21 protein-coding genes are annotated in these 23,651 nt (G+C 72.1%); 12 read left to right on the forward strand and 9 right to left on the reverse strand.

Going from position 1 to position 23,651, the window contains the following annotated elements; genetic code table 11:
• The first annotated feature begins 36 nt into the window (after positions 1-36).
• Positions 37-1,545, forward strand: a complete 1,509-nt coding sequence (locus tag ACFXDE_RS02975; RefSeq protein ID WP_380490259.1) for a cellulase family glycosylhydrolase — start codon at positions 37-39, stop codon at positions 1,543-1,545.
• Here the strand turns inward: ACFXDE_RS02975 and ACFXDE_RS02980 are convergent, their stop codons facing one another.
• Positions 1,546-2,580 carry a LacI family DNA-binding transcriptional regulator gene (locus ACFXDE_RS02980; protein ID WP_380490261.1) on the reverse strand — a complete coding sequence of 345 codons (1,035 nt, stop codon included), beginning with the start codon at positions 2,578-2,580 and terminating at the stop codon, positions 1,546-1,548.
• Between the two features lie 298 nt (positions 2,581-2,878).
• On the opposite strand from ACFXDE_RS02980, the gene ACFXDE_RS02985 reads away from it, so the two are divergent.
• From ACFXDE_RS02985 to ACFXDE_RS03020, 8 genes are all read left to right on the forward strand, one after another.
• Entirely contained in the window at positions 2,879-4,234 is a 1,356-nt protein-coding gene (locus ACFXDE_RS02985) for an ABC transporter substrate-binding protein (RefSeq protein WP_380490263.1), read from the forward strand.
• A gap of 52 nt (positions 4,235-4,286) precedes the next feature.
• Positions 4,287-5,270, forward strand: a complete 984-nt coding sequence (locus tag ACFXDE_RS02990; protein ID WP_380490265.1) for a carbohydrate ABC transporter permease — start codon at positions 4,287-4,289, stop codon at positions 5,268-5,270.
• A gap of 6 nt (positions 5,271-5,276) precedes the next feature.
• The gene (locus ACFXDE_RS02995) at positions 5,277-6,134 is read left to right on the forward strand and encodes a carbohydrate ABC transporter permease (RefSeq protein ID WP_380490267.1); all 858 of its coding nucleotides are present in this window, start codon (positions 5,277-5,279) and stop codon (positions 6,132-6,134) included.
• Between the two features lie 32 nt (positions 6,135-6,166).
• A complete protein-coding gene (locus tag ACFXDE_RS03000; protein ID WP_380490269.1) occupies positions 6,167-7,630 on the forward strand; it encodes a glycoside hydrolase family 1 protein in 1,464 nt (487 codons plus the stop codon).
• Positions 7,631-7,752: 122 nt separating this feature from the next.
• Positions 7,753-8,757: a LacI family DNA-binding transcriptional regulator gene (locus ACFXDE_RS03005; RefSeq protein WP_380490271.1), complete on the forward strand. Its 1,005-nt coding sequence runs from the start codon at positions 7,753-7,755 to the stop codon at positions 8,755-8,757.
• A gap of 103 nt (positions 8,758-8,860) precedes the next feature.
• Entirely contained in the window at positions 8,861-9,886 is a 1,026-nt protein-coding gene (locus ACFXDE_RS03010) for an expansin EXLX1 family cellulose-binding protein (RefSeq protein WP_380490273.1), read from the forward strand.
• Between the two features lie 131 nt (positions 9,887-10,017).
• Entirely contained in the window at positions 10,018-10,548 is a 531-nt protein-coding gene (locus tag ACFXDE_RS03015; protein WP_380490275.1) for a SigE family RNA polymerase sigma factor, read from the forward strand.
• On the forward strand, positions 10,545-11,327 hold the full coding sequence (locus ACFXDE_RS03020) for a hypothetical protein (protein WP_380490277.1): 783 nt from the start codon (positions 10,545-10,547) through the stop codon (positions 11,325-11,327). Before ACFXDE_RS03015 ends, ACFXDE_RS03020 begins: the two co-directional genes overlap by 4 nt.
• Before the next feature lie 246 nt (positions 11,328-11,573).
• Here ACFXDE_RS03020 and aspA read toward each other — a convergent pair whose 3' ends face one another.
• The 4 genes from aspA to ACFXDE_RS03040 form a co-directional block, all read right to left on the reverse strand.
• Entirely contained in the window at positions 11,574-12,983 is a 1,410-nt protein-coding gene (gene aspA, locus ACFXDE_RS03025; RefSeq protein ID WP_380490279.1) for an aspartate ammonia-lyase, read from the reverse strand.
• Positions 12,984-13,023: 40 nt separating this feature from the next.
• On the reverse strand, positions 13,024-14,040 hold the full coding sequence (locus ACFXDE_RS03030; protein WP_380490281.1) for an asparaginase: 1,017 nt from the start codon (positions 14,038-14,040) through the stop codon (positions 13,024-13,026).
• Between the two features lie 106 nt (positions 14,041-14,146).
• Positions 14,147-15,586 (reverse strand): amino acid permease, encoded by a 1,440-nt coding sequence (locus tag ACFXDE_RS03035; protein WP_380490283.1) that lies wholly within the window; start codon positions 15,584-15,586, stop codon positions 14,147-14,149.
• On the reverse strand, positions 15,583-16,260 hold the full coding sequence (locus ACFXDE_RS03040) for a FadR/GntR family transcriptional regulator (protein WP_380490451.1): 678 nt from the start codon (positions 16,258-16,260) through the stop codon (positions 15,583-15,585). Before ACFXDE_RS03040 ends, ACFXDE_RS03035 begins: the two co-directional genes overlap by 4 nt.
• Positions 16,261-16,532: 272 nt before the next feature.
• Between ACFXDE_RS03040 and ACFXDE_RS03045 the strand changes: the two genes are divergently transcribed.
• On the forward strand, positions 16,533-16,667 hold the full coding sequence (locus tag ACFXDE_RS03045) for a hypothetical protein (RefSeq protein ID WP_380490285.1): 135 nt from the start codon (positions 16,533-16,535) through the stop codon (positions 16,665-16,667).
• Positions 16,668-16,715: 48 nt separating this feature from the next.
• Here the strand turns inward: ACFXDE_RS03045 and ACFXDE_RS03050 are convergent, their stop codons facing one another.
• Entirely contained in the window at positions 16,716-17,816 is a 1,101-nt protein-coding gene (locus ACFXDE_RS03050; RefSeq protein WP_380490287.1) for a lactonase family protein, read from the reverse strand.
• A gap of 417 nt (positions 17,817-18,233) precedes the next feature.
• Between ACFXDE_RS03050 and ACFXDE_RS03055 the strand changes: the two genes are divergently transcribed.
• Together ACFXDE_RS03055 and ACFXDE_RS03060 are read left to right on the forward strand one after the other, a co-directional pair.
• Positions 18,234-19,205: a zinc-binding dehydrogenase gene (locus tag ACFXDE_RS03055; RefSeq protein WP_380490289.1), complete on the forward strand. Its 972-nt coding sequence runs from the start codon at positions 18,234-18,236 to the stop codon at positions 19,203-19,205.
• A gap of 398 nt (positions 19,206-19,603) precedes the next feature.
• The gene (locus tag ACFXDE_RS03060) at positions 19,604-20,614 is read left to right on the forward strand and encodes a quinone oxidoreductase family protein (RefSeq protein ID WP_380490291.1); all 1,011 of its coding nucleotides are present in this window, start codon (positions 19,604-19,606) and stop codon (positions 20,612-20,614) included.
• 191 nt (positions 20,615-20,805) lie between these two features.
• On the opposite strand, the gene ACFXDE_RS03065 is transcribed toward ACFXDE_RS03060, so the two are convergent.
• The 3 genes from ACFXDE_RS03065 to ACFXDE_RS03075 all read right to left on the reverse strand — a co-directional run bounded on the left by ACFXDE_RS03065 (position 20,806) and on the right by ACFXDE_RS03075 (position 23,488).
• A complete protein-coding gene (locus tag ACFXDE_RS03065; protein ID WP_380490293.1) occupies positions 20,806-21,636 on the reverse strand; it encodes a vWA domain-containing protein in 831 nt (276 codons plus the stop codon).
• Positions 21,637-21,824: 188 nt separating this feature from the next.
• A complete protein-coding gene (locus ACFXDE_RS03070) occupies positions 21,825-23,084 on the reverse strand; it encodes an RNA polymerase sigma factor (RefSeq protein ID WP_380490453.1) in 1,260 nt (419 codons plus the stop codon).
• Positions 23,085-23,116: 32 nt separating this feature from the next.
• Positions 23,117-23,488 (reverse strand): YciI family protein, encoded by a 372-nt coding sequence (locus ACFXDE_RS03075; RefSeq protein WP_380490295.1) that lies wholly within the window; start codon positions 23,486-23,488, stop codon positions 23,117-23,119.
• Positions 23,489-23,651 lie beyond the last annotated feature (163 nt).

Genomic DNA, 23,651 nt, shown 5'->3' on the forward strand with positions numbered 1-23,651 from the left:
GCGGCGGCCCCGGCCCCCACCCCCGAGGAGCTCGGCATGCCCCGGACCGTCCCGCCCCGCACCACCGCCCTCGCGGCCGCCACCGCCGCGTGCGCCGCCCTGGCCGTACTCCCCCTCACCGCAACGGCCGCCCCCACCGCCGGCCTTTCCTGCGGTGTGAGTTACGCCGTCGTCAACGACTGGGGCAGCGGGTTCACCGCCAACCTCACCATCACCGACACCGGCACCACCCCCATCAACGGCTGGACCCTCGCCTACGCCTACACCGGCAACCAGACCCTCCAGAACGGCTGGAACGGCACCTGGACCCAGACCGGACAGACCGTCACCGCCACCAACCCCGCCTACGCCCCCACCATCAACCCCGGCGCCACCTACACCACCAGCGCCAACTTCACCGACAACGGCCCCAACACCGCCCCCACCACCTTCACCCTCAACGGCACCCCCTGCGGGCCGCAGTCGAGCCCGTCACCGAGCCCCACCCCCACACCGACACCGACTCCCACCACGACCACTACTCCGCCGCCGGGCGGGGCGGCCCCGGCCGTACACGTGTCGGGCAGCACGCTGGCGAAGGCCGACGGCACCCCGATCGCCCTGCACGGGGTCAACCGCTCCGGGGCCGAGTTCATGTGCGTCCAGGGCCACGGCATCTTCGACGGCCCGGCCGACCAGGCGTCCGTCACCGCGATGAAGTCGTGGCGCGTCAACGCCGTCCGCGTGCCGCTCAACGAGGACTGCTGGCTGGGCCGTCCCAACGTCGACCCCGCCTACGCCGGCCCGGCCTACATCGGCGCGGTGCGAAGCTACGTCGACCTCCTGCACCGGAACGGCCTGGTGGCGATCCTGGACCTGCACTGGACCGACGGGGCGTACACCGGACCGTCCGCCGGCTGCTCCGACGCCAACGCCACCTGCCAGAAGCCGATGCCGGACGCCGCCGGTGCGCTCCCGTTCTGGACCTCGGTGGCGCAGACCTTCAAGGGCGACGACGCGACCGTCTTCGACCTGTTCAACGAGCCGTACCCGTCCCGTGCCACCGGGAGCGAGGCCAGTGGCTGGGCCTGCTGGCGGGACGGCGGCAGCTGCCCCGGGATCGGCTTCCAGGTCGCCGGCATGCAGGCGATGGTCGACGCGGTGCGCTCGGCCGGCGCGGACAACGTCCTGATGCTGGGCGGCCAGGAGTACGCCAACGACCTCACCCAGTGGGCCGCCCACCAGCCGACCGATCCCCTGCACAACCTGGCCGCGTCCTGGCACTCGTACAACTTCAACGCCTGCGCCAGCAGTTCCTGCTGGGACGCGCAGATCGGCCCGCTGGCGGCCCGCGTCCCCGTCGTGACCGGAGAGCTGGGCGAGAACGACTGCGCGCACGGCTACCTGGACGCCCTGCTGCCGTGGCTGGACCAGCACGGCGTCTCCTACCTCGCCTGGGCCTGGAACACCTGGGACTGCAGCAGCGGACCGGCGCTGATCAGCGCCTACGACGGCACTCCGACGGCCTTCGGCGCCGGCTACCGCACCCACCTGGCCGGCCCGTAGTCAGGCCGACTCCCGCACCACCAGTTCCGTCGGCAGGACCGTCTGCCGGCGGAACCGGCCCGGCTCGGCGATCTCCTTGAGCAACAGCCGAACCATCAACCGGCCCATTTCCTCGGTCGGTTGGCGAACGCTGGTGAGCGGAGGCTCGGTGTGCCGGGCCACCACGGAGTCGTCGAAACCGACCACGGCGACGTCCTGCGGCACCCGCCGGCCCGCCTCGCGCAGCACCTGCAGGGCACCCGCCGCCATCAGGTCCGAAGCGCAGAACACCGCGTCCAGGCCGGGCCGACGGGCGAGCAGCTCCCGCATGCCCTCGCGTCCGCCGCGCTCGGTGAAGTCCCCGTGGGCGACGAGCCCCTCGTCGGCCGGCACGCCGGCCTCGGCGAGCGCCTGCCGGTAGCCGGCCAGGCGCGCCGCGGCGCCCTCCATGTCGAGCGGCCCCGTGACGGTCCCGATCGCCGTCCTACCCCGGGACAGCAGGTGCCGGACGGCCGCTCGGGCGCCACCCGCGTTGTCGGCGTGCACATAACTCAGCGGCTCCTCGGCCGAGCGGCGGCCGTTGAGCACGGCGGGCAGCTCCAGCCGCTCCAGCAGCTCGGGGAGCGGATCGTCCTCGTGCACCGAGACCAGCAGGACACCGTCCACCCGGCGGGCGGTGAGGTAGCGGGTCAGCCGTTCCCGCTCGTGCTCGTCGCGGACCAGCACCAGGAGCAACTGCAGGTCGGACTCCCCGAGTTCGGCGGAGACTCCGGTGATGATGTCGGAGAAGTAGGGTTCGGAGCTCAGCTTCGCGACGCTCTCGGGGATGACCAGCGCGACCGCGTCGGTCCGGGAGGTGACGAGGGAGCGCGCCGCCTGGTTGGGGACGTAGCCGAGTTCCGCGATGGCCTGCTCGACCGCCGCGCGGGCCTTGGCGCTCACCTTGGGCGAGCCGTTGACGACCCGGGACACCGTGCCCCGGCCCACGCCGGCCCGCGCTGCCACCGCCTCCAGGGTGGGGCGGGCAGCGGGTTGCTGCTGCGCGGCTCGGCTCATGATCGCTCTCCCGACGGACGGCGGACGACGGACGACGGCGACCGCGGCGAGGACGGTCGGACGACACGGTCCGGTAACGGAGCCGATGCACGCCCTTGACACGCCTCTCGCGGCGAAGCAATCTTCCCACATCGCGGTGGGAGCGCTCCCACTGTGCGCGGACCACCGCTCGCACCACCACTCGCACCACCGCGCACACCACCGTTCCCACCCAGCGTTCGCACTCAGTTCCGAGCACCTCCGGCCGCCACACGTGCGCGGCGCAGCCATGGACCAGCCTGGACAAGGAGATTCGGCCATGCGGAACCCCGGCACCACTCGCGGCGGCAGAGCAGCCGCCATCGTCCCCGTACGCAAGCCGCTGCCGATCGCCGTGGCCGTGGCCGTGGCCCTGAGCGCCGTACTGGTCGCCGGCTGCGACAGCGCGGGTTCCGGCTCGACCCGCACCGGGGCCTCCGGCGCCGAGATCACCCTGACCGTCGGCGATTACGGCACGTTCGGCTACAAGCAGGCCGGCCTGTTCGACGCCTACATGCGGGAGCATCCCGGCATCACCATCGTGGAGCACACCGTCGAGCAGGAGACCGACTACTACCCCGCCCTGCAGACCCACCTCGCCTCCGGCAGCGGCCTGGACGACATCCAGGCGGTCGAGGTCGGCCGGATCGCCCAGGTGGTGAAGAAGCAGGCGGACCGGTTCGTCGACCTCGGCACGGCGAACGGGGTCGACAAGAACGCCTTCCTGCCCTGGAAGTCGCAGCAGGCCACCACGGCGGACGGCCGCACGATCGGCCTGGGCACCGACATCGGTCCGATGGCGATCTGCTACCGCAAGGACCTGTTCCAGCAGGCCGGGCTGCCCACCGACCGCGAAGAGGTGGCCAGGCTCTGGCAGGGCGACTGGGCCAGGTTCGTCGAGACCGGCAAGCAGTACCAGGCCAAGGCGCCCGCCGGCACCTTCTTCACCGACTCCGCCGGCGGCCTGTTCAACGCCGTGGTGTCCTCCAGCACCACGCAGTACGACGACGGCGGCGGCCGCCTGGACTACAAGAACAGCCCCAGCGTCAAGAGCGCCTGGGCCCTGGCCACCGGTGCGGTCCAGGCCGGGATCAGCGCCGGGCTCAAGCAGTTCGACACACCGTGGTACCAGGCGTTCGCCAACTCCGCATTCGCCACGGTCGCCTGCCCGTCCTGGATGACGGCCATCGTCGCCGACAAGTCCGGGAGCGCCAACAAGGGCAAGTGGGACATCGCCGGCGCCCCGGCCCCCGGCAACTGGGGCGGCTCCTTCCTCACCGTGCCGAAGGCCGGGAAGCACCGGAAGGAGGCCGAGGCGCTCGCCGCCTGGCTCACCGCACCCGCGCAGCAGGCCAGGGTCTTCACGACGGTCGGCAACCTGCCCTCCACCTCCGGGGCGCTGAGCCGGCCGGAGGTGCAGAACGCCAGGCTCGACTTCTTCGGCGACACGCCCACCGGGCGGATCTACGCCGCCACCGCGCAGTCCATCCGGCCGACCGTGATCGGCGAGTGGGACGGCCTGGTCAAGGACACCCTCACCAACGGCGCCCTGCTCAGCATCGAGCAGCACCAGAGCGACCCCGCCAAGGCGTGGAGCAACGCGGTCAAGGAGATCGACGACAAGGTCGGCGACTGACGGCCGGCCGTCCGCCCTTCACCCGGTCCGCTCCCCCAGAGAGGTCACCACCATGCTCGACGAGGCCGCCCCGGCCACCTCCCGGGGCACGCCACGCCCCGCTCCCCCACGGCCCAGCCCCTGGCGCGCCCGGCTCTACCGATGGGACCTGAAGGCCTCGCCGTACCTGTACGTCGCGCCGTTCTTCGCCTGCTTCGTGGCGTTCGGCCTGTTCCCGCTGGTCTACACGGGCTGGGTGTCGCTGCACGGCGTCGACCTCCAGACGCCCGACCGGATGCAGTGGCGCGGCTTCGGCAACTACACCCGGCTGCTCCACGACGACCTGTTCCGGAACGCCCTGCGCAACACCGTCACCATCGGCGTGCTGTCCACCGTGCCGCAGCTGCTGATGGCCCTGGGCCTGGCGCACCTCCTCAACTACCGCCTGCGCGGCCGGGGCTTCTTCCGGATCGCGATGCTCGCGCCCTACGCGACCTCGATCGCGGCGGCCACCCTGGTGTTCACGCTGCTGTTCGGGCGGGACTACGGGATGATCAACTGGCTGCTGGGCCACCTGGGCCTGGGGCGCGTCGACTGGGAGGGCGGCACCTGGAGCTCCCAGGTCGCCGTCTCCACGATCGTCACCTGGCGCTGGACCGGCTACAACGCCCTGATCTACCTCGCCGCCATGCAGGCCGTCCCGCACGACCTGTACGAGGCGGCCGCGCTCGACGGCGCCGGCCGGTGGCAGCAGTTCCGGCACGTCACGGTGCCGTCCATCCGGCCCACCGTCCTGTTCACCGTCGTGGTCTCCGGCATCGGGGCCACCCAGCTCTTCGGCGAGCCGCTGCTGTTCGGCGGTGGAGCGACCGGCCACAGCGGCGGTTCGGCCCACCAGTACCAGACCCTCGGGCTGTACCTGTACGACCAGGGCTGGTACGCCTTCCACCTCGGCCGGGCCGCCGCCGTGGCCTGGACGATGCTGCTGATCCTGCTGGCCATCGGCGCGCTCAACCTCGCCCTGGTCCGCATCCGCCGCGCCCGGAACGGGGGTTGAGCACCGATGGCCGTCAACCAGCGGCGGCGTGCGGGAGCACGCGGCCTCACCGGAGCCGGACCGCTCACGTACGCGGTGCTGATCGTCGTCGCCGTCCTCTCCCTCTTCCCGCTGTACTGGACCCTGGTCGGCGCCTCGACCTCCGGCACCCGGATCGCGCAGACCCCGCCGCCGCTGCTGCCCGGCGGGAGCCTGTGGCACAACCTCGACATCGCGTGGAACCAGGTCCACATGGGCCGGGCGCTGCTCAACTCGGTCGTGGTCGCGGGCTGCGTGACCGCGAGCACGGTGCTGTTCGCGACGCTGGCCGGCTTCGCCTTCGCCAGGCTGCCGTTCCGGGGCCGCAACGCCCTGCTGAGCCTGGTGGTGGCGACGATGACCGTGCCCGCCCAGCTGAGCGTCATCCCGCTGTACCAGATCATGGCGCGGCTGCACTGGACCGACCGCCTGCAGTCGGTGATCCTGCCGAATCTGGTGGCCGCGTTCGGCGTGTTCTTCATGCGGCAGTTCCTGTCGGAGGCCTTGCCGGTCGAACTGGTCGAGGCGGCCCGGGTGGACGGCGCGAGCAGCCTGCGGATCCTGTGGAGCGTGGTGCTGCCCATCGCCCGGCCCGGGATGGCCGTGCTCGGCATGCTGGACTTCGTGCAGTCCTGGAACGACTTCTTCTGGCCGCTGATCGCGCTGAGCCAGAGCAATCCCACCGTCCAGGTCGCGTTGGCCGGCCTCGGCGGCGGATCGTACGACTCCGACCAGGCCGTCATCCTCACCGGCTCGCTGCTCGGGACCGCACCGCTCCTGCTGGTGTTCGCCGTCCTGGGCAGGCAGGTCGTCGGCGGCATCACCGCGGGCGCGGTCAAGAGCTGACGCCCACTCCCACCGAAACGGAGAACACAGTCATGACTTCCGCACGGCCCGAGTCAGCTCCGGCCGACACCTCCGTCCGTGCCTTCCCCGCCGGCTTCCTCTGGGGAGCCGCGACGGCCGCGTACCAGATCGAGGGGGCCGTCGACGTGGACGGGCGGACACCCTCGATCTGGGACACCTTCAGCCGGACCCCTGGACGGACGGCCGGCGGTGACACCGGCGACCGCGCCACCGAGCACTACCACCGCTACCGGCAGGACGTCCGGCTGATGAGCGAACTGGGCCTGGGCGCCTACCGGTTCTCGGTGTCCTGGCCCCGGGTGCAGCCGACCGGACGCGGGCCGGCCGTCGAACGGGGCCTGGACTTCTACCGGCGCCTGGTGGACGAGCTGCTGGAACACGGCATCGAGCCGGCCGTCACGCTCTACCACTGGGACCTGCCACAGGAGTTGGAGGACGCAGGGGGCTGGCCCGCCCGCAGCACCGCGGAGCGCTTCGCGGACTACGCCGCGCTGGTGGCGGACGCGCTCGGAGACCGGGTGAACCTCTGGACCACCCTCAACGAACCCTGGTGCTCTGCCTTCCTCGGCTACGGCTCAGGGGTGCACGCCCCGGGCCGCGCCGACTGGGCGGCCGCCCTGCGCGCGGCCCACCACCTCAACCTCGGCCACGGCCTCGCGGTCGAGGCGCTGCGCACGGCACTGCCCCGCGAGGCGCGGATCGCCGTGTCGCTCAACCTGCACGAGGTGCGGCCGCTCACGGAGTCCGCCGCGGACCGCGAGGCCGCCCGGCGGGTCGACGCGGTGGGCAACCGCGTCTTCACCGGACCGATGCTGAACGGCGGCTACCCCGAGGACCTGCTCGCCGACACGGGACACCTGGTCGACTGGCCGGCGCTGGTCCACGACGGCGACCTGGCCACGATCGCCCGGCCGATCGACCTGCTGGGCGTCAACTACTACACCCCCGCGGTGGCTTCGGCCCTGCCCGACGGGAAGGCCCCGGACTCCGCAGCCGCGAGCGACGCCGGCCACGGCGACGGCGCCCAGTCCCCCTTCGCCGGCTGTGCCGACGTGCTCTTCCACCACGCGCCCGGCCGGCGCACCGCCATGGGCTGGCCGATCGACCCGACCGGCCTGTCCGACCTGCTGCTGCGCCTCCACCGCGAGCACCCCGGGCTGCCGTTGATGGTGACCGAGAACGGTGCGGCCTTCGACGACCGGCCGACGGCGGAGGGCGCGGTGCACGACCCGCAGCGCATCGACTACCTGCGCGGCCACCTCGACGCCGTCCGGCGGGCGATCGCCGCCGGCGCGGACGTGCGGGGCTACTTCCTCTGGTCGCTGATGGACAACTTCGAGTGGGCGTACGGCTACGGCAAACGGTTCGGCCTGTACTACGTGGACTACGCCACGCAGGTCCGGACCGCCAAGGACAGTGCCCGGTGGTACGCGGAGGTGATCCGCCGGGGCGCGCTGCCCGACCCCTGCGCGTGACGGTGTCGGATCCCTTGACGCTGGTCGTTCAACCGACCAAGCTGGCAGGGGCGGTGGCCCGGGGTGGGCGGCAGGTCCGGGGGTGCAGTTCCCGTGTCGAGGACCGATCCAGGACGGCCCCCATGTCCCTGCCCACTCATGGCGACAATCCCGCTCCCACGCTGGCCGAGGTCGCCCGTCGCGCCGGCGTCTCCACCGCCACCGCCTCCCGGGTGCTGAACCGTTCCGCCCGGGTCTCCTCGGAGGTGGCGGCCCGGGTGGAACGCGCAGCGCGCGAGTTGGCGTACGTCCGCCGACGGGCGGCCAGGACCCGGGAGACCGGTGTCGTCGCCATCGTGGTGTTCGCGGATCCGTTGCAGTACCACGCGGACGCCTTCCCCGTACGCCTGCTGGCCGGGCTGCGGCGCTCCCTTCCGGGCGCGGAGCGGGAGCTGGCCGTCTTCACGGTGCCCAGGCGCTCCCGGCGGCCGCCGCTGGTGCGCTACCTGTGCGGCGGCCACGTCGACGGCGTGCTGTTGGTCGGGCCCTGGGGGGACACCGCGCTCACCCGGCTGCTGCACGCGGCCAAGGTGCCCGTGGTGTCGCTGGGCAGGCCGCCGGAGCCGGGCGCGGTGGCGTTCGTCGACGCGGACAACCTCGTCGGCGCGAGGGACGCGGTGCGGCGGCTGTGCGCGTCCGGTCGCCGCTCGGTGGCCACCATCGCCGGGCCACCGGACACCGCCGCCGGCGCGGACCGGCTGACCGGCTACCACCAGGCGATGGCCGCGATGGCCGCGATGCGGCCCGCCGTGGCGTACGGCGACTTCAGCAGCGCCTCCGGCGAGCACGCGATGCAGCGGCTGCTGGACCAGCGCCCCGAGCTGAACGCGGTGTTCGCCGCCTCCGACCAGATGGCCGCGGGGGCCCTCAGGACCTTGCGGCGGCGCGGCCTGCGGGTGCCCGAGGACGTGGCGCTGATCGGCTTCGACGACGCCCCCCTCGCGGCGCGGTGCCGGCCGGGGCTGACCACGGTCCGCCAGCCGGTGGAGGAACTCGGTTCCCGTGCCATGGAGTTGCTGCTGCGGCACCCGGAACGCGGCGAGTCGGTGGTGCTCCCCACCCGACTGGTCGTCCGGGCGTCGGGCTGAGCGTGCCCCGCGCCGAAAAATAATTACTCCCGCACGGCAACCTTTCCGTCCCCGGTGCCCACTGGTGGGTGCGACGCCGAGTCGATCTACCGAATGGACGGGAATGAAAGCAACGAAGCACGCCGCTCCGCTGTCGAGCCGCAGCCGTCGGCTGGCCCTGGGCATACCGTTGGCAGTGATCGCGGTCGGTGCGCTGGTGTGCCTGGCCCTCGCACTCCTGCCGGACGGCGGGGGCGTCGTCGACGCCGGGATGCCCGCCGGCGCGTCCGTCGCGGCCACCGAGCCGAGCACCCCGACCGACACCCCGCCGGGCGCCGCCGTCCCGGCCACCGCCACACCCTCGACGGCGGCGCCGACGGTCACCAGCCCCGCACCCTCGCCCTCGGCCACCGGCACCCCTTCGCCGTCGGCCACTGCCTCGCCGCGGCCGTCCGTCACCACGACCTCCCCGTCGCCCTCGCCGTCGGGCGCCGGCAGTCCCCGCACCGCAGCGGCGGCCACGGCATCCCTGGCCGGACGGATCAAGCCCGGGGCGAGCTACCAGGGCGTCGCGACGTCCTACGACGCCGCCGACGGCAACGGCGCCTGCTCGTTCGGCCCGTCCGGCGACCTCATGATCGCGGCGATGAACCACACCGACTACGAGACGTCCGGCGCGTGCGGGGCGTACGTGCTCGTGCACGCGGCCAACGGGACGAGCATCACGGTGCGGATCGTCAACGACTGCCCCCTGCCCTGCGCACCCGGGCAGCTCGACCTGAGCCACGAGGCCTTCGCCAAGCTCGCGGACCTGTCGGTGGGCCGCCTCCCGATCACCTGGACGCTGCTGAGCCCCGGCACGGCCCCCGCCACGATGTCGATCCGGTACAAGACCGGATCCAGCCAGTGGTGGTGCGGGATCCAGGTGATCGGCCACCGGAACCCGGTGGCGGCCCTGGAGGTCAGGACCGGCGGCGGCTGGCGGCAGTTGTCCCGCACCGACTACAACTACTTCCTCTCCCCGGACGGCAGCGGGTGCGGCGGCCCTCTCAGGATCACCGACATCTTCGGGGAGCAGCTCACCGTCGACGGGATCGCCGTGAGGCCGGACGTCGCCCAGCCGACCCGAGTCCAGTTCGCCCGGCATTGACCGCACTGCTCGCCCGTCGGCCGTCGGGGGCGCCCCTGCGGGGCGACCACCGCCGCGTCCGGGAAACGGGCACTGCTACGCTCATGCCGATTGTTAACGCTCACATTGCAGGGAGAGGGCGACCGGGGGACATGCTCCTCGATGACGCGTCCGCGGAGTTCCACGACTTCTTCGAACGCCACTACGCCGAACTCGCCCGTCTCGCCCACCTCCTGACCGGTGAGACGGACGCCGCCGACGACCTCGCCGCGGACGCCTTGATCGCCCTGTGGCAACGCTGGGACCGGCTCCGCGCCGCCGACCACCCGCTCGCGTACGCCCGCGGGGTGGTCGCCAACATGGCGCGCGCACGGATCCGCAGCGCGGTCCGCGAGCGGCGCCGGGTCCTGCTGTTCTGGACCCGCAGCCCCGAGAAGGCCGACGGACCGGACGTGGCAGCCGTGCTGGACGTCCGTGCGGCGCTCGCCCGGCTGCCGTTCCGCAAGCGGGCCTGCGTGGTGCTGCGCCACGCCTTCGACCTCTCGGAGAAGGACACCGCGGCGGCGCTCGGCATATCGGTCGGTACGGTGAAGAGCCAGAGCTCGAAGGGAATGGCCGAGCTGCAACAGCTGCTCGGCGCGCGAGCGGTCGGCGAACTGGCGACAGGAAGGAGGACCCGGTGAACGAGCACATCGCCCGGCAGCTGCGCGAGGCCGCCGAGTCCCACCAGCCCGACCGCGCGCGGATGCTGGCGCGGGTGCAGCGCGGCGCGGCCGGCCCCGCCGCCCGTCACCGCGCGCGGTCGGGCCTGCGGTCATGGCCCAAGGCCGCGCTCGCCGGCCTCGCCACCGCCGGCATCCTGGCCACCGGCGGTTTCGCCGTGGCGAGCATCGTCCGGACCCAACCCCCGTCGGACACGACCACCGCACCCTCGGCCCCCTCGCCGACGGTCACGCCCTCGCCGACGCCGTCGGCCCAACCGGCCGCCACGGCTCCGGCTCAAGCACCGGCACCGGCCACCAGCGCCCCGGCAAGTCCGCGCCCGACCCCGTCCACGAGCAGCCGCGCCCAGAACGGGCCACTGTGGTCGGAGGGATCCATCGACACGCACAGCACCGTCTACTGGGGCCAGGACAACCTCACCCTCAGGACCGCCCAACCGCTCACCTCGCTCACCGTCGAGCTGCGCATCGCGCAGACCGGCGACGTGCGCGACACCGGCAACTGGCGGACCCTGCCGAGCGACGACTTCACCGTCACCGCCCAGGAGTCCGGCGGCGCACTGGTCTACCGCTGGGTCCTCAAACCCGGCCGCACCGTGCCCGCCGGCCAGCACGAGTTCGCGGGCCAGTACAACCACGCCACCGGCGTCCGCAGTTCCGCGAACGACAGCTACCGGGTGGACGCCCAGTCGGCGGGCGGTTCCGCGTCCGTCGGGGGAGGCTTCGCCCCGGCACGGTGAGGACCGGCCCTCGGAGGACACGACCCGCGCTCGCAGCGACCCGCCCTCGCAGCGGCCCGCCGTCACGTGTGCGGGTCCACGGCCCTCCCGGGCCCCGGACCGAAGGAGCATCCGAAGGCCGCGCTCCGACCCTCACCGTGCGCAGGCACGACCACGGCGCCCACTCGCACGATGGGCGCACGATGCGCCGCCGCACCCGAACCCCGGTGCGGCGGCGCGTCGTTCGGCCACCTGCCGCGTCCGCCGTCAGGCCACGGGCAGGCCGCTGCCCGCGATCACCTCGGGCCGAAGCAGCGCGCTGAGCCTCTCGGCCGGGAGCAGTCCCTTCTCCAGGACGAGCTCGGCCACGCCCCGGCCGCTGGCGAGGGCCTCCTTGGCGATGTCGGTCGCCGCGGTGTACCCGATGTGCGGGTTGAGAGCGGTCACCAGGCCGATGGAGTTCTCGACGGTCGCGCGCAGCATCTCGGTGTTGGCGGTGATGCCGACGACGCAGCGCTCGGCGAGGGTGAGGCAGGCCGCCCGCAGGTGGGTGATCGACTCGGACAGCGAGTGCAGGATGATCGGTTCGAAGGCGTTGAGCTGGAGCTGCCCGCCCTCGGCGGCCATCGTGATGGCGACGTCGTTGCCGATCACCTCGAAGGCGACCTGGTTGACGACCTCGGGGATGACCGGGTTCACCTTGCCGGGCATGATGCTCGAACCGGCCTGCACCGGCGGCAGGTTGATCTCGCCGAGGCCCGCGCGCGGCCCCGAGGACAGCAGTCGCAGGTCGTTGCAGGTCTTCGACAGCTTGACGGCGATGCGCTTGAGCACGCCGGACATCTGGACGAACGCGCCGCAGTCCTGCGTGGCCTCGACCAGGTTGGCGGCGGTGACGAGGGGCAGCCCGGTGAGGTCGGCGAGGTGGCGTCGGGCGGACTCGGCGTATCCGGCGGGCGCGTTGAGGCCCGTGCCGATCGCGGTGGCGCCGAGGTTGATCTCGTGGATCAGCTCGACGGCCTCCGCGAGCCGGCTGCGGTCCTCGTCGAGCATGACGGCGAACGTCGAGAACTCCTGCCCGAGCGTCATCGGCACGGCGTCCTGCAGCTGCGTGCGGCCCATCTTCAGGACGTCGCGGAACTCGACGGCCTTGCGGGCGAAGGCGTCCTGGAGGACGGCCATCGCGTCGAGCAGGCCGCGCACGGCGAACACGGTCGCGATCCGGACGGCGGTCGGGTAGACGTCGTTGGTGGACTGGCCGAGGTTGACGTGCTCGTTGGGGTGCAGGTGGCGGTACTCGCCCTTGGCGTGCCCCAGCAGCTCCAGCGCGCGGTTGGCCACGACCTCGTTGGCGTTCATGTTGGTCGAGGTGCCGGCGCCGCCCTGGATGACGTCGACGACGAACTGGTCGTGCAGCTCGCCGGCCCGGATCTCGCGGCAGGCGGCGACGATCGCCCCGGCCTTCGCGGGCTCCAGGAGGCCGAGTTCCTCGTTGGCGAGGGCGGCGGCCTCCTTGACGGCGGCGAGGGCGTCGATCAGGTGCGGGTAGGCGGAGATGGGCGTGCCCGTGATGGGGAAGTTCTCGGTGGCGCGCAGCGTGTGGACGCCCCAGTAGGCGTCGGCGGGGACGTCGCGGTCTCCGAGCAGGTCGTGTTCACTGCGGGTGGCGGCGGTCATGGGTGTGCGGGTCCTCTTCTTCAGGGAATGGCGGGTCGGGTCACGCAGGGGCGAGCAGGGCCGACGGGTCCAGCGCGGCCACCGGCCGGACACCGCCGACGGGCCGGCCACCGCCGGTCGCCGGCTCCCCCGCGAACCCGGTGAGCAGCCGCGGGTCGACTCCCGCCAGGGCCAGCGCGGCCGCTGCCACCGGGACGCGTGCCCGGTTCGCGCCGTCGGCGATCTTCACGGCGACGGCCCGGCCGTCCGGCAGCGCGGCGACCTGGACGCCCTCGAAGCCGTCCTTGGCCAGCAGTCCGGGCACCGCACGCATCAGCGCGGCCACGTCCCGTCCGGCGCCGGAGGCCATCTCCGGGTGTGCGCGCAGCGCACCCGCCACCCGGGACTCGGGCGTGCCGCGCGTACCGGTGGCGATGCGGGCGGCGGCGCGCGCGAGGCCGTGCAGTGAGACCGCGAACAGCGGGGTGCCGCAGCCGTCCACGGTGACGTGCGCGATGCGTTGACCGGTGAGCTCTTCGACGGTCGCGGCGATCACCCGTTGGAGCGGGTGGGTGGGATCGTCGTAGTCCTCCGGCGGCCAGCCGTTGAGCTTGCAGAGGTAGAGCATCGCGGCGTGCTTGCCCGAGCAGTTCTGGGCGAGCCGGGAGGGCGGGCGGCCCTCCCGGAGCCAGGTGTCGCGCACGGCCGGGTCGTACGGCAGGTCCGGCACGTTGCGCAGGTCGTCCTCGGAGAGGCCGGCGAGGTCCAGGATCCGCCGGGCTCCGGCGAGGTGGCGCTCCTCGCCGGAGTGGCTGCCCATGGCGAGGGCGAGCAGTTCGCCGTCGAGCGGCAGCCCCGCCCGGACCATGGCGACGGCCTGGACCGGCTTGAGGGCCGAGCGCGGGTAGCAGGCGGCCTCGATGTCGCCGAGCCGGAACCGCACCCCGCCGTCGCCGCCGAGGACGACGACGGAGCCGTGGTGGGTGCCCTCGACCACTGCGCCCCGGGTGACGTGGGCGACGGGCACGTGGCGGGGCTCGCGGATCGCGGGCGCGTCCGCGAGGGGACTGCTGAACATGACGTCCTCGTTCGGTGGTGGAGGTGCGGCTGAGCGGTGTGCCGACGGGTGGCGGCCCGCGACGATGGCATGACGGGCCGTCAGATTCCTTGCCTGGATGTCTGGTTCAGCTGTCGGAGTCGGCGGCGGCGCGCGCGATCCGTCCGCGGATCGCGTACCAGCCGGCGACCAGCGCTCCGCCGATCAGCGGCAGGCACAGCACGGTGGTGCGCCCGGCGCCGCCGTCGGCGTACATGAGGACCAGGACGGAGACGAGGAAGGCCAGCGTCACGAGCTCGGTCCACGGCGAGCCGGGCAGGCGGTAGCCGGGCCGGGTCAGTTCGCCCTGGCGGGTCTTTCGCCAGAAGAGGTAGTGGCAGACCATGATCATGCCCCAGGTGGCGAGGATGCCGATCGCCGCGAAGTTCAGCACGATCTCGAACGCGTCGGCCGGGACCACGAAGTTGAGGCCGACGCCGAGGACGCACATGCCGCTGGTCAGCAGGATGCCGCCGTACGGCACCTGGGTGCGGCTCATGCGGGCGGTGAACCGGGGGGCCGAGCCGCTCACGGCCATGGAGCGCAGGATGCGGCCGGTGGAGTAGAGGCCGGAGTTGAGCGAGGACATGGCCGCGGTGAGGACCACCAGGTTCATCACGCCGCCGGCCGCCGGGACGCCGATGTGGGAGAGCACGGTCACGAACGGGCTCTGGCCCGAGCCGTACCTGTTCCAGGGCAGCAGCATCGACAGGAGGAGCACCGAACCGACGTAGAACAGGCCGACGCGCCACATGATCGAGTTGATCGCCTTCGGCATGATCTTCTCGGGGTTCTCGGTCTCCCCGGCCGTCACGCCGACGAGTTCCACCGAGGCGTAGGCGAAGACGACGCCCTGGATGACCAGCAGCATCGGCATCAGGCCGTTGGGGAAGATCCCGCCGTTGCCGGAGATCAGGGACGGCCCGGGGACGGCGCCGTCGACCGGGTGCCGGGTGACCAGCAGGTAGATCGCGATGCCCATGAACACCAGCAGCGCGCCGACCTTGACGATGGCGAACCAGAACTCCAGTTCGCCGAAGATCCGCACCGAGATGAGGTTCACGGTCAGCACCACGGCCAGGGCTATGAGCGCGATCACCCACTGCGGGACGCTGGAGAACAGGTGCCAGTAGTGGGTGTACGTGGCGACGGCGGTGATGTCGGCGATGCCGGTGGTCGCCCAGTTGAGGAAGTACATCCAGCCCGCGGTGTACGCGCCCTTCTCCCCCAGGAACTCCCGGGCGTACGACACGAAGGCCCCGGAGGACGGGCGGTACAGGACGAGCTCGCCGAGCGCGCGCACGACGAGGAAGGCGAAGACGCCGCAGACGGCGTACGCGACGAACAGGGAGGGCCCGGCGTCGGCGAGCCGTCCGCCCGCGCCGAGGAACAGGCCGGTGCCGATGGCACCGCCGATGGCGATCATGTTGACGTGCCGGGGCTTCAGGGACTTGCTGTAGCCGGTGTCACCGGCGTCGACGTGACGGGTCGTGGGGCGCTTCTCGTCCTTGAGGAACTGCTCGCTCACGCCTCGGATCTGCCTTCCGTGGGAGTGTCCGTGCGCCCGGGGCGCACGATGTCGGTCAGGGTCGCCTCGACGCGGTGGAGGTGGTGGGACATCGCCGCGACCGCGTCGGGCTCGGAACCGTCGACCAGCGCCTCGACGATCGCCCGGTGCTCGCAGTTCGACTGCTCGCGCCGGCCGCCGAGTTCGTTGAGGAAGGTGGACTGACGCGCCAGTGCGTCACGGATCTCCTCGATCACCCGGCGGAAGACCGGGTTGCGGGAGGCCTCGGCCACCGCCAGGTGGAAGACGGTGTCCAGCGCGACCCACGCGGTGGTGTCGGTCTCCCGCTCCATCCGGTCGAGCAGGTGCGCCAGGTGGTCCAGGTCCTCCGGGGTGCGGCGCAGCGCCGCGTACCCGGCGACCGGGATCTCGACGTGCCGGCGCACCTCCAGGAGGTCGCGGGCCGCGTAGTCGCCGAACGTGGGGTCCTCGACGGTGTTCGCCACGACGAAGGTGCCCTTGCCGGTCTTGGAGACGGTCAGGCCCATGGTCTGGAGGGCCCGGAGGGCCTCCCGCAGCACGGGCCGGCTGACCTCCAGGGTGCGGCACAGCTCCGCTTCGGAGGGGAGCTTGTCCCCGACGGAGTACTCGCCGCGCTCGATGGCGCCGCGCAGGTGGCCGAACACCGCTTCCATCGCGCTCACGCGGCGGGGGGCCGATCCTGCTGTCTGGCTGTCTGACAGGTTCACGGGCCGATCCTGAGGGTTGCGGCCGAGCGGTGTCAAGGGGTCGGCGCCGGACCGACGGCAAGCGCCGTCGCCCGTGCGGCGCGCGCCCCCCGATCGCCCGCTCCCCGATCGCCCGCCGGCCGATCTTCTGCCATGGGCCTGGCCCTCAGCTACGACGACTTCATTCCCTGCCGGCGCCACGGACACCGCGCCGGACGCTGATCGCGCGGGACCCGGTCGTGGCGCGCCCCCTCGCCGACCCGGAGCTGACCCGCTTCATCTACGCCGTCCGCATCGGCACCCGGCACACCCCGCGCGCCCTGGTGGCCCTGGAGCAGATGCTCGCCGCGCAGGCGCCGGCCGCCCTGTCCTGAGGAGCGCCCCGCGTCCCACCCGCGCCAGGCACCTCCCGCCTCCTCCGCTCAGCCTCCGATCGGCAGGACGGACGTGGGCTCGGTGATCACCAGGGACTCCCCGGCCGGGCTCAGGCGGCCGCTGGACGGGTCGCGGTGGAAGGCCGTGACCGTACCGGAGCGCTGGTTGGCGCAGAAGAGGAGAAGGCCGTCGGGGGTGAGTGCGATGTCACGCGGCCAAGTGCCGCCGCAGGGAACGGCGGTGAGCAGTTCCACGGACGCGCCGTCGTCGTGGACGGCGTGGATCGCGATCGCGTCGTCGCCGCGGTTGGTCGTGTAGAGGAAGCGGCCGTCCCCGGACAGCCGGACCGCGGCGGCGGAGTTGGCGTTCGGCGCGCCCGGATCCTGTCGGGTCTCGACCTCGGCAACCGGTTCGAGGCGGCCGGAGAGCCCGTCCCAGGTGCAGACGGTGAGGGTCGAGGAGAGTTCGTTCAGAACGTGGGCGTACCGGCCCGACGAATGGAACACGAGGTGCCGAGGGCCTCTGCCCGCCGGCAGTTGCACCGTCCGGTGGGCGCTGAGCAGGCCGCTGTCCGGATCGAAGGCATAGACGTAAACCCGGTCGGTACCGAGATCGGTACACAGCAGGAACCGCCCGTCCGGCGAGGGAGCCGCCATGTGGGCATGCGGGGCCGTGAGGAGTTCTCCGGACGCCTCCCGGCCCGGGTGCCGGACAATCTGCACCGGCCCGGCAGCAGCGACCATGCCGTCGGCGCCGATGGGAACGACCGAGAGGGCGCCATCGCCGTAGTGGGCCGCGAAGACGTGCGAACCACTGGGGTGGACCGCGACGTGACAGGGGCCCGCGCCACCACTGGCAGCGACGAAGGGCGGCCCCTGGAACCCGGTGTCGATGTCGATGTCGGTGTCGGTGTCCACCCGGAGGGACGCGACCCCTCCAACCGCCCGTTCCAGGACGGCGTGGACGACCCCGCGTGTCGGATCGACAGCCGCATAGGAGGGGTGGTCCAGCGGCAATATCCGGACGAGGCTCATGGCGCCGGTGCCGTCGTAGCGAACGGCGCACAGACCCGCTCCAGGAGCGTCGGCAGCGGCGGCGCTGCCGATGACCAGCAGTCCGCCGGACGACGTGGTCTGAGGGTGATTCACGAATGCCTACTCTCTGCTCGCCTTGCGGCACGCGATTCGCGGCATGGCCGCGCGGGATCGCGTGCCGAGGTGCCGAAGTGACCGCCAACGGGCGGACGGACTCGTCGACCCTCTTCGTGCGTGCTACGGGGCCGGGGATTTCGCAGTCTATCCGGAGGTCGAACACACGACCGTAGGCGCCGAACGGGCGGCATGACGCAGCAACAAACACTTCCCAGTCGGCTATTTGAGAGCCATGCAGGAAGACGGGACACCCGTCCGGGTCGCGGATTTCGTCCCGCACTCCGGCGCTTGACTTCAAGTCGGCTTGAGCTTCTACCTTGGGGTCATGAACTTCACCGGGGCCGAACCTCGGTCGAGGTCGAGGAAATCCGCGTTGTCGGAGTCGTCGTCATCCAGACAGGAGAGTGATCAGCCATGCGAACGGTGCGGGCGGTGCGTTTCGGGGGCCCGGAGGTTCTGGTTCCGGGCGAGACACCGGAGCCGGTCGTCGGACCGGGACGGGTGATGGTCGAGGCGTCCGTCGTGGGCATCACGTTCGTCGAGACGCAGATCCGCCGCGGCGTCGACCGGTGGCACGCCAGACCCGACCTGCCGTACGTACCGGGCGGCATGGTGGCCGGCCGGGTGAGCGCGACCGGGGAAGGAACGGATCCGAGCTGGATCGGCCGCCTCGTTCTGGCCGACGCCGGGGCGACGGGTGCCTTCGCCGAGCGGGTGGCGGCCGACGCGGAGAGCCTGATCCCGGTACCCGAAGGGCTGGGCCCGCGCGAGGCCGCAGCCTTGCACACGGACGGCAGCACCGCGACGGGCCTCGTCGAGGGGGCGCGGATCGCTGCCGGGGAGTGGGTGCTGGTCGAGGCGGCGGCCGGCGGTGTCGGCAGCCTGCTGGTCCAGTTGGCTCTGGCGGCCGGGGCCAGGGTCATCGGGATCGCCCGTGGGGCACGGAAGCTCGACCTGATCCGCGGCCTGGGGGCCGAGGCCGCGGTCGACTACTCCGCACCGGACTGGACCGAGCAGGTCCTCCGGGCGACCGGCGGCGCGGGAGTCGACGTCGTGTTCGACGGCGTGGGCGGGGAGATCGGCCGGGCCGCGTTCGAGGTGACGGCCCACCACGGCCGGTTCTCCGTGCACGGCGCCTCAAGCGGTCAGCTGACGGTGATCGAGCCCGCGGAAGCGCGGAGGCGCGGAGTCGAGGTGATCGGAATCGAGCAGCTCTACGGGTTCCGGCCGCGGATGCACCGGTGGGCCGAACAGGTGATGGCAGAAGCGGTCGCGGGCCGAGTCCGGCCGGTCATCGGACAGACCTTCCCGCTGGAGCGCGCCGCGGACGCGCACGCCGCGATCGAAAGCCGAACCGCCCTGGGCAAGACCCTGCTCCTGATCTGACCACCCCCGCGGCGGAGCCGGCCGCCGCCACCGCCGTCAGGCGGACCGGCCCATCCATGCCGCGCCCGCTTCAGATGCGGATCACGATCTCTCCGCGCGTGCGTCCGCGCTCGGCGCGCAGGCCCCGAAGTCCTAGCGTTCATCAAACGTCTTCAGACGGCGGTCTGAGCGCTGGCAGTTGATGAACGGGAATACCTCCTTCGACAGGCCCGCCGAGCCTCCTGAGCCGGCACGCTGAACGATGCTCGGCCGCAGCCTCGGGCTCCAGGGCAGTTGCCGCGGCACTGCCGGCTTCATGTCGCTGACCTGAACGTGACGGCTACGACACCTCACCGCGAGTGGAAATAGGATCGTCACGAGTGGAGTTGGTGAGGGAAGTTTCCCGTTCAGGAGGGGTCATGCGAGCGATTCAGATGTCCGAAGTGGGCGGTCCCGAGGTGCTGCGACTGGTCGATATCGATCAACCGACGCCGGGCCCGGGCCAAGCGGTCGTGGAGGTCGCCGCATCCGGGGTCAACTTCCTCGACGTCTACCACCGCGAAGGCCGGTACAGCGTCCCGCTGCCCTTCACCCCGGGCGCCGAGGGCGCCGGCACGGTCGTCGAAGTCGGACCCGGCGTCACTGACGTCGCGGTCGGGGACCGGGTCGGTTGGGTGGAGATTCCCGGCACGTATGCCGAGCGGGCCGTCGTGGACTCCTCCCGGCTGGTGCCGCTGCCCGACGATATCGGCTTCGAGACAGCCGCCGCCGTGCTCCTCCAAGGCATGACCGCGCACTATCTCGTCAAGGACGCCTACCCGGTTCAGGGGGGCGACACGGTGCTCGTCCATGCGGCTGCCGGCGGCATGGGGCTGCTTTTGACCCAGCTCATCACCCAACTCGGCGGCAGGGTGATCGGCACGACGTCGACCACGGCGAAGGCCGAGCTGGCGAAGCGTGCCGGGGCCGCCGAGGTGATCCTTTCCTCCGCAGTCGACGATCTCGCAGCCGAGGTGAGGCGGCTCAACGGCGGTCAGGGACTGCCGGTCGTCTTCGACGGCGTCGGCGCGCACACCTTCGATGCGAGCCTCGCCAGCCTGCGAACCCGCGGCCATCTCGTGCTCTTCGGCGCGGCAAGTGGTGCCGTGCCGCCGTTTGATCCGATTCGGCTCGCCCACGGCGGTTCGCTGACCCTGATCCGGCCCAGCCTCGGGGACTTCATCGCCGATCGGTCCGAACTGCTCCGACGGGCCGCCGATGTGTTCGAGTGGGTGCGCTCCAAGGCGCTTGAGGTCACCGTAACGGGCCGCTACGCATTGTCCGAGGCCGCCCAGGCCCACAGCGATCTGGAGGCTCGGCGTACCACCGGCAAGCTGCTCGTCGTACCCGATGCGGCCGCTGTCGGACGCCGCGAGGAGACGCAGGGCTGATCGCGGGTGACGAGGTCGGGGATCTTGGAGACTGAGACGTCGAGGGCATGGCCGACCGTCATCGCCAAGATCCCCGACAGCAATTACCGGCGAGTTACTTGCGCCGCGGTGTCTGCGCCAGGACTTCGGGGCCGTGCAGGTGGGTGTGGGCGATCCCCAAACCCGGGCTCACGCCGCCGGCCGGTGCCGTGTCACCTTCCCAGCCACTTGGTCAGACCTGCCCAGAGGCCCCGGCGCTCCCGGCTTTCGGGCAGGGTCCCGCGGTGCTCGGTGCGTGGAGCAACCGTGGTCTGCGGCTCCGGTCCCTCCGGCGCAATGCCCTGGGCCCGGGCGGCCGCGAGCCAGCTGGGGAACTCGGCGAGCATCAGGTCGTACAGCTTCGCGTCGGAGATCCCCTGAGGATCACGCCCCAGATGGAAGAAACCGGCGTTGTCGATGGGCCGCTTCTCCGGGACCGCCAACTCGTCAAGCTTCCGCAGGAAGTCGAACTGCCTGCTGTCCGGGTCGCCGAAGCCGATGAACTGCCAGAAGATCGGCAGCTTCGCCGCCTCGCACAGGCGCGCTTCCGCCGCGCCCTTGTTGATCGGCCCGCCGTCCGTCTGGAACAGGACGAGGGCCGGGGCCGTGGCACCGCTCTCGCGGTAGTGCCGGACCACCGCGTCCATCGCCACGTGGTAACTGGTCTTGCCCATGTGACCGAGGCCGGCCACGATCCGGTCGATCCGGCCCTCGTGGTCCTCCAAGGTGATCTCGGTCTGGGCGTCGACCTCGGTGGAGAAGAAGAGGACCGGCACGCTCCCGTCGTCGTCCAGATTGGCCGACAGTCCCAGGACCCGGTCGGCGAGCGCCTGGACACTGCCGTCCTTGTAAAAGGGCCTCATCGAACCGGAGTAGTCGATCACCAGGTACACCGCGACGCGCTGACCGCTGAGCCCGCGCCGCTCCACCGAGGCGTCGGCCGTCTTGTAGAGGCTCACCAGCGCAGGTGCACTCCGCTCGACCTTGTCGAGACTGACGGCCATGTGTCACTCCCCCAAAAACACGCAGGTCAAGCGCCCCTGAAGCCCAACCGGCACCACCACCGGAACCGGCACCCACAGTACCGCGAAACCAATCCCAGGCCGCGGCGCGAGCGGCACGCCGGTTCGAGGCACAACCAACCGCCCGCGAAGCCCGGATTGCACTCAACCGGGCGATGCCGCCCGCAGGGCTACGGCCGCAGCCGCGCCGCCCGCGACTCCAGGTAGCGCTGTTCGGCGGTGCTCGCCGTGGCCCTGGCCGCGCGGCGGTAGTGGTCGCGGGCGGCGGTCCGGTCGCCGGTGCGTTCCAGGAGGTGGGCGCGGACGGAGAGGAGGCGGTGGTGGGTGGCCATCCTCGGGTCGGCGTCGAGGGTGGCGAGGAGGGCCAGGCCGGCCTCGGGGCCCTCGGTTTCGGCGAGGGCGATCGCGCGGTTGAGGGTGACCATCGGGTTGGGGGCGATGCGTTCGAGGATCAGGTACAGCGCGCGCACCTGGTGCCAGTCGGTCTCCTCGGCCGTCGCCGCCGCCGCGTGCGTCGCGGCGATCGCGGACTGGAGCTGGTACGGGCCGAGGGCGGGGCCGGCCAGGGACGCCTTGGCGAGGGCGAGGCCCTCGTCGAGCAGGGTGCGGTCCCAGGCCGTCCGGTCCTGGTCGGCGAGGGGTACCAGGTCGCCGGCGGAGGTCGTACGGGCCTCGCGGCGGGCGTGGGTGAGGAGCATCAGGGCGAGCAGACCGGCGACCTCGGGGTCGTCGGGCAGCTGGGCGTGCACCGTGCGGGTGAGGCGGATCGCCTCGCGGGCGAGGTCGGGGCGGTCGAGGTCGGTGCCCGAGGAGGCGGTGTAGCCCTCGTTGAAGATCAGGTAGAGGACGTGCAGGACCACCCGCAGCCGCTCCTCGCGCTCCTCGCCCTCGGGGAGCGCGAACGAGCTGCCGGCGGCCTTGATGCGCTGCTTGGCCCGGCTGATCCTGGCCGCGAGCGTGGCCTCCGGGACCAGGAACGCGCGCGCGATCTCGGCCGTGGTCAGGCCACCGACCGCCCGCAGGGTCAGGGCGGTCTGGGAGGCCGCGGTCAGGGTCGGGTGGCAGCACAGGAACAGCAGGACGAGCGTGTCGTCGCTGTCCGGCACGTCCTCGGGCCGCACCTCGGACGCCGTCGCCGCCTCGCGTTCGCGGCGCGCGTGGTCGCTGCGCATCCGGTCGACGAGGCGGCGGGAGGCGACCGTCACCAGCCAGCCGCGCGGGTTGTCCGGCACGCCCTCGTCCGGCCACTGCACGGCGGCGGCGAGGACGGCCTCCTGCACGGCGTCCTCGCAGCCCTCGAACTGCCCGTGCCGCCGCACCAGCGTGCCGAGGACCTGCGGCGCGAGCTCACGCAGCAGGTCCTCGAACTCGTGCACCGCCGTGCCGTGCGGACGGCCGGGGGTCGTGCCGGGGGTCGTGCCGGGGATCATGCCCTGCGAACTGCCGGGGGTCGTGCCGTGCGTCATGCCTCCAAGTGTCCGTCGGAGAACATGACCTGGCGCACCTCGACCCCCAGTCCCGGGATCGCGGCGTCGGGGATCTGCGCCGCGAGTTCGATCGCGCGGTCCTTGTCCTCGCAGTCGACGAGGTAGAAGCCGCCGAGGAATTCCTTGGCCTCCAGGAACGGGCCGTCGGTCACCACCGGCTGCCCGTCCCGGACGGTCACCACGGCCGCCTGGGACGGGTCGACCAGCGCCTGGGTGAGGATCAGCTCGCCGGACTCCTTCAGCGCCTCGATGAACCGGCCGTGGCCGGCGCCGATCGCCGCCTTCTCCTCGTCGGTCAGCGCGTCCAGCACGGCCGGGTTGATGTGCAGGCCGATCACGAACTTCATCGCGTGCTCCTCGTGGTGCGCGGGCCCCGGCGGGGCCCTCTCGACCGGTTGGTCGGAGCCGCCGACGCCGTCTTGACATCGCTCGGGACGTTTCCCGGAGAAATTTCCCACGACTCTTCCCGTCGCACGGCCCTCGCGCGTCCGGCGGATGTCAAGAACGCTC

Origin of the sequence: Kitasatospora sp. NPDC059408 (assembly GCF_042751525.1) — a bacterium.
Lineage (GTDB): Bacteria > Actinomycetota > Actinomycetes > Streptomycetales > Streptomycetaceae > Kitasatospora.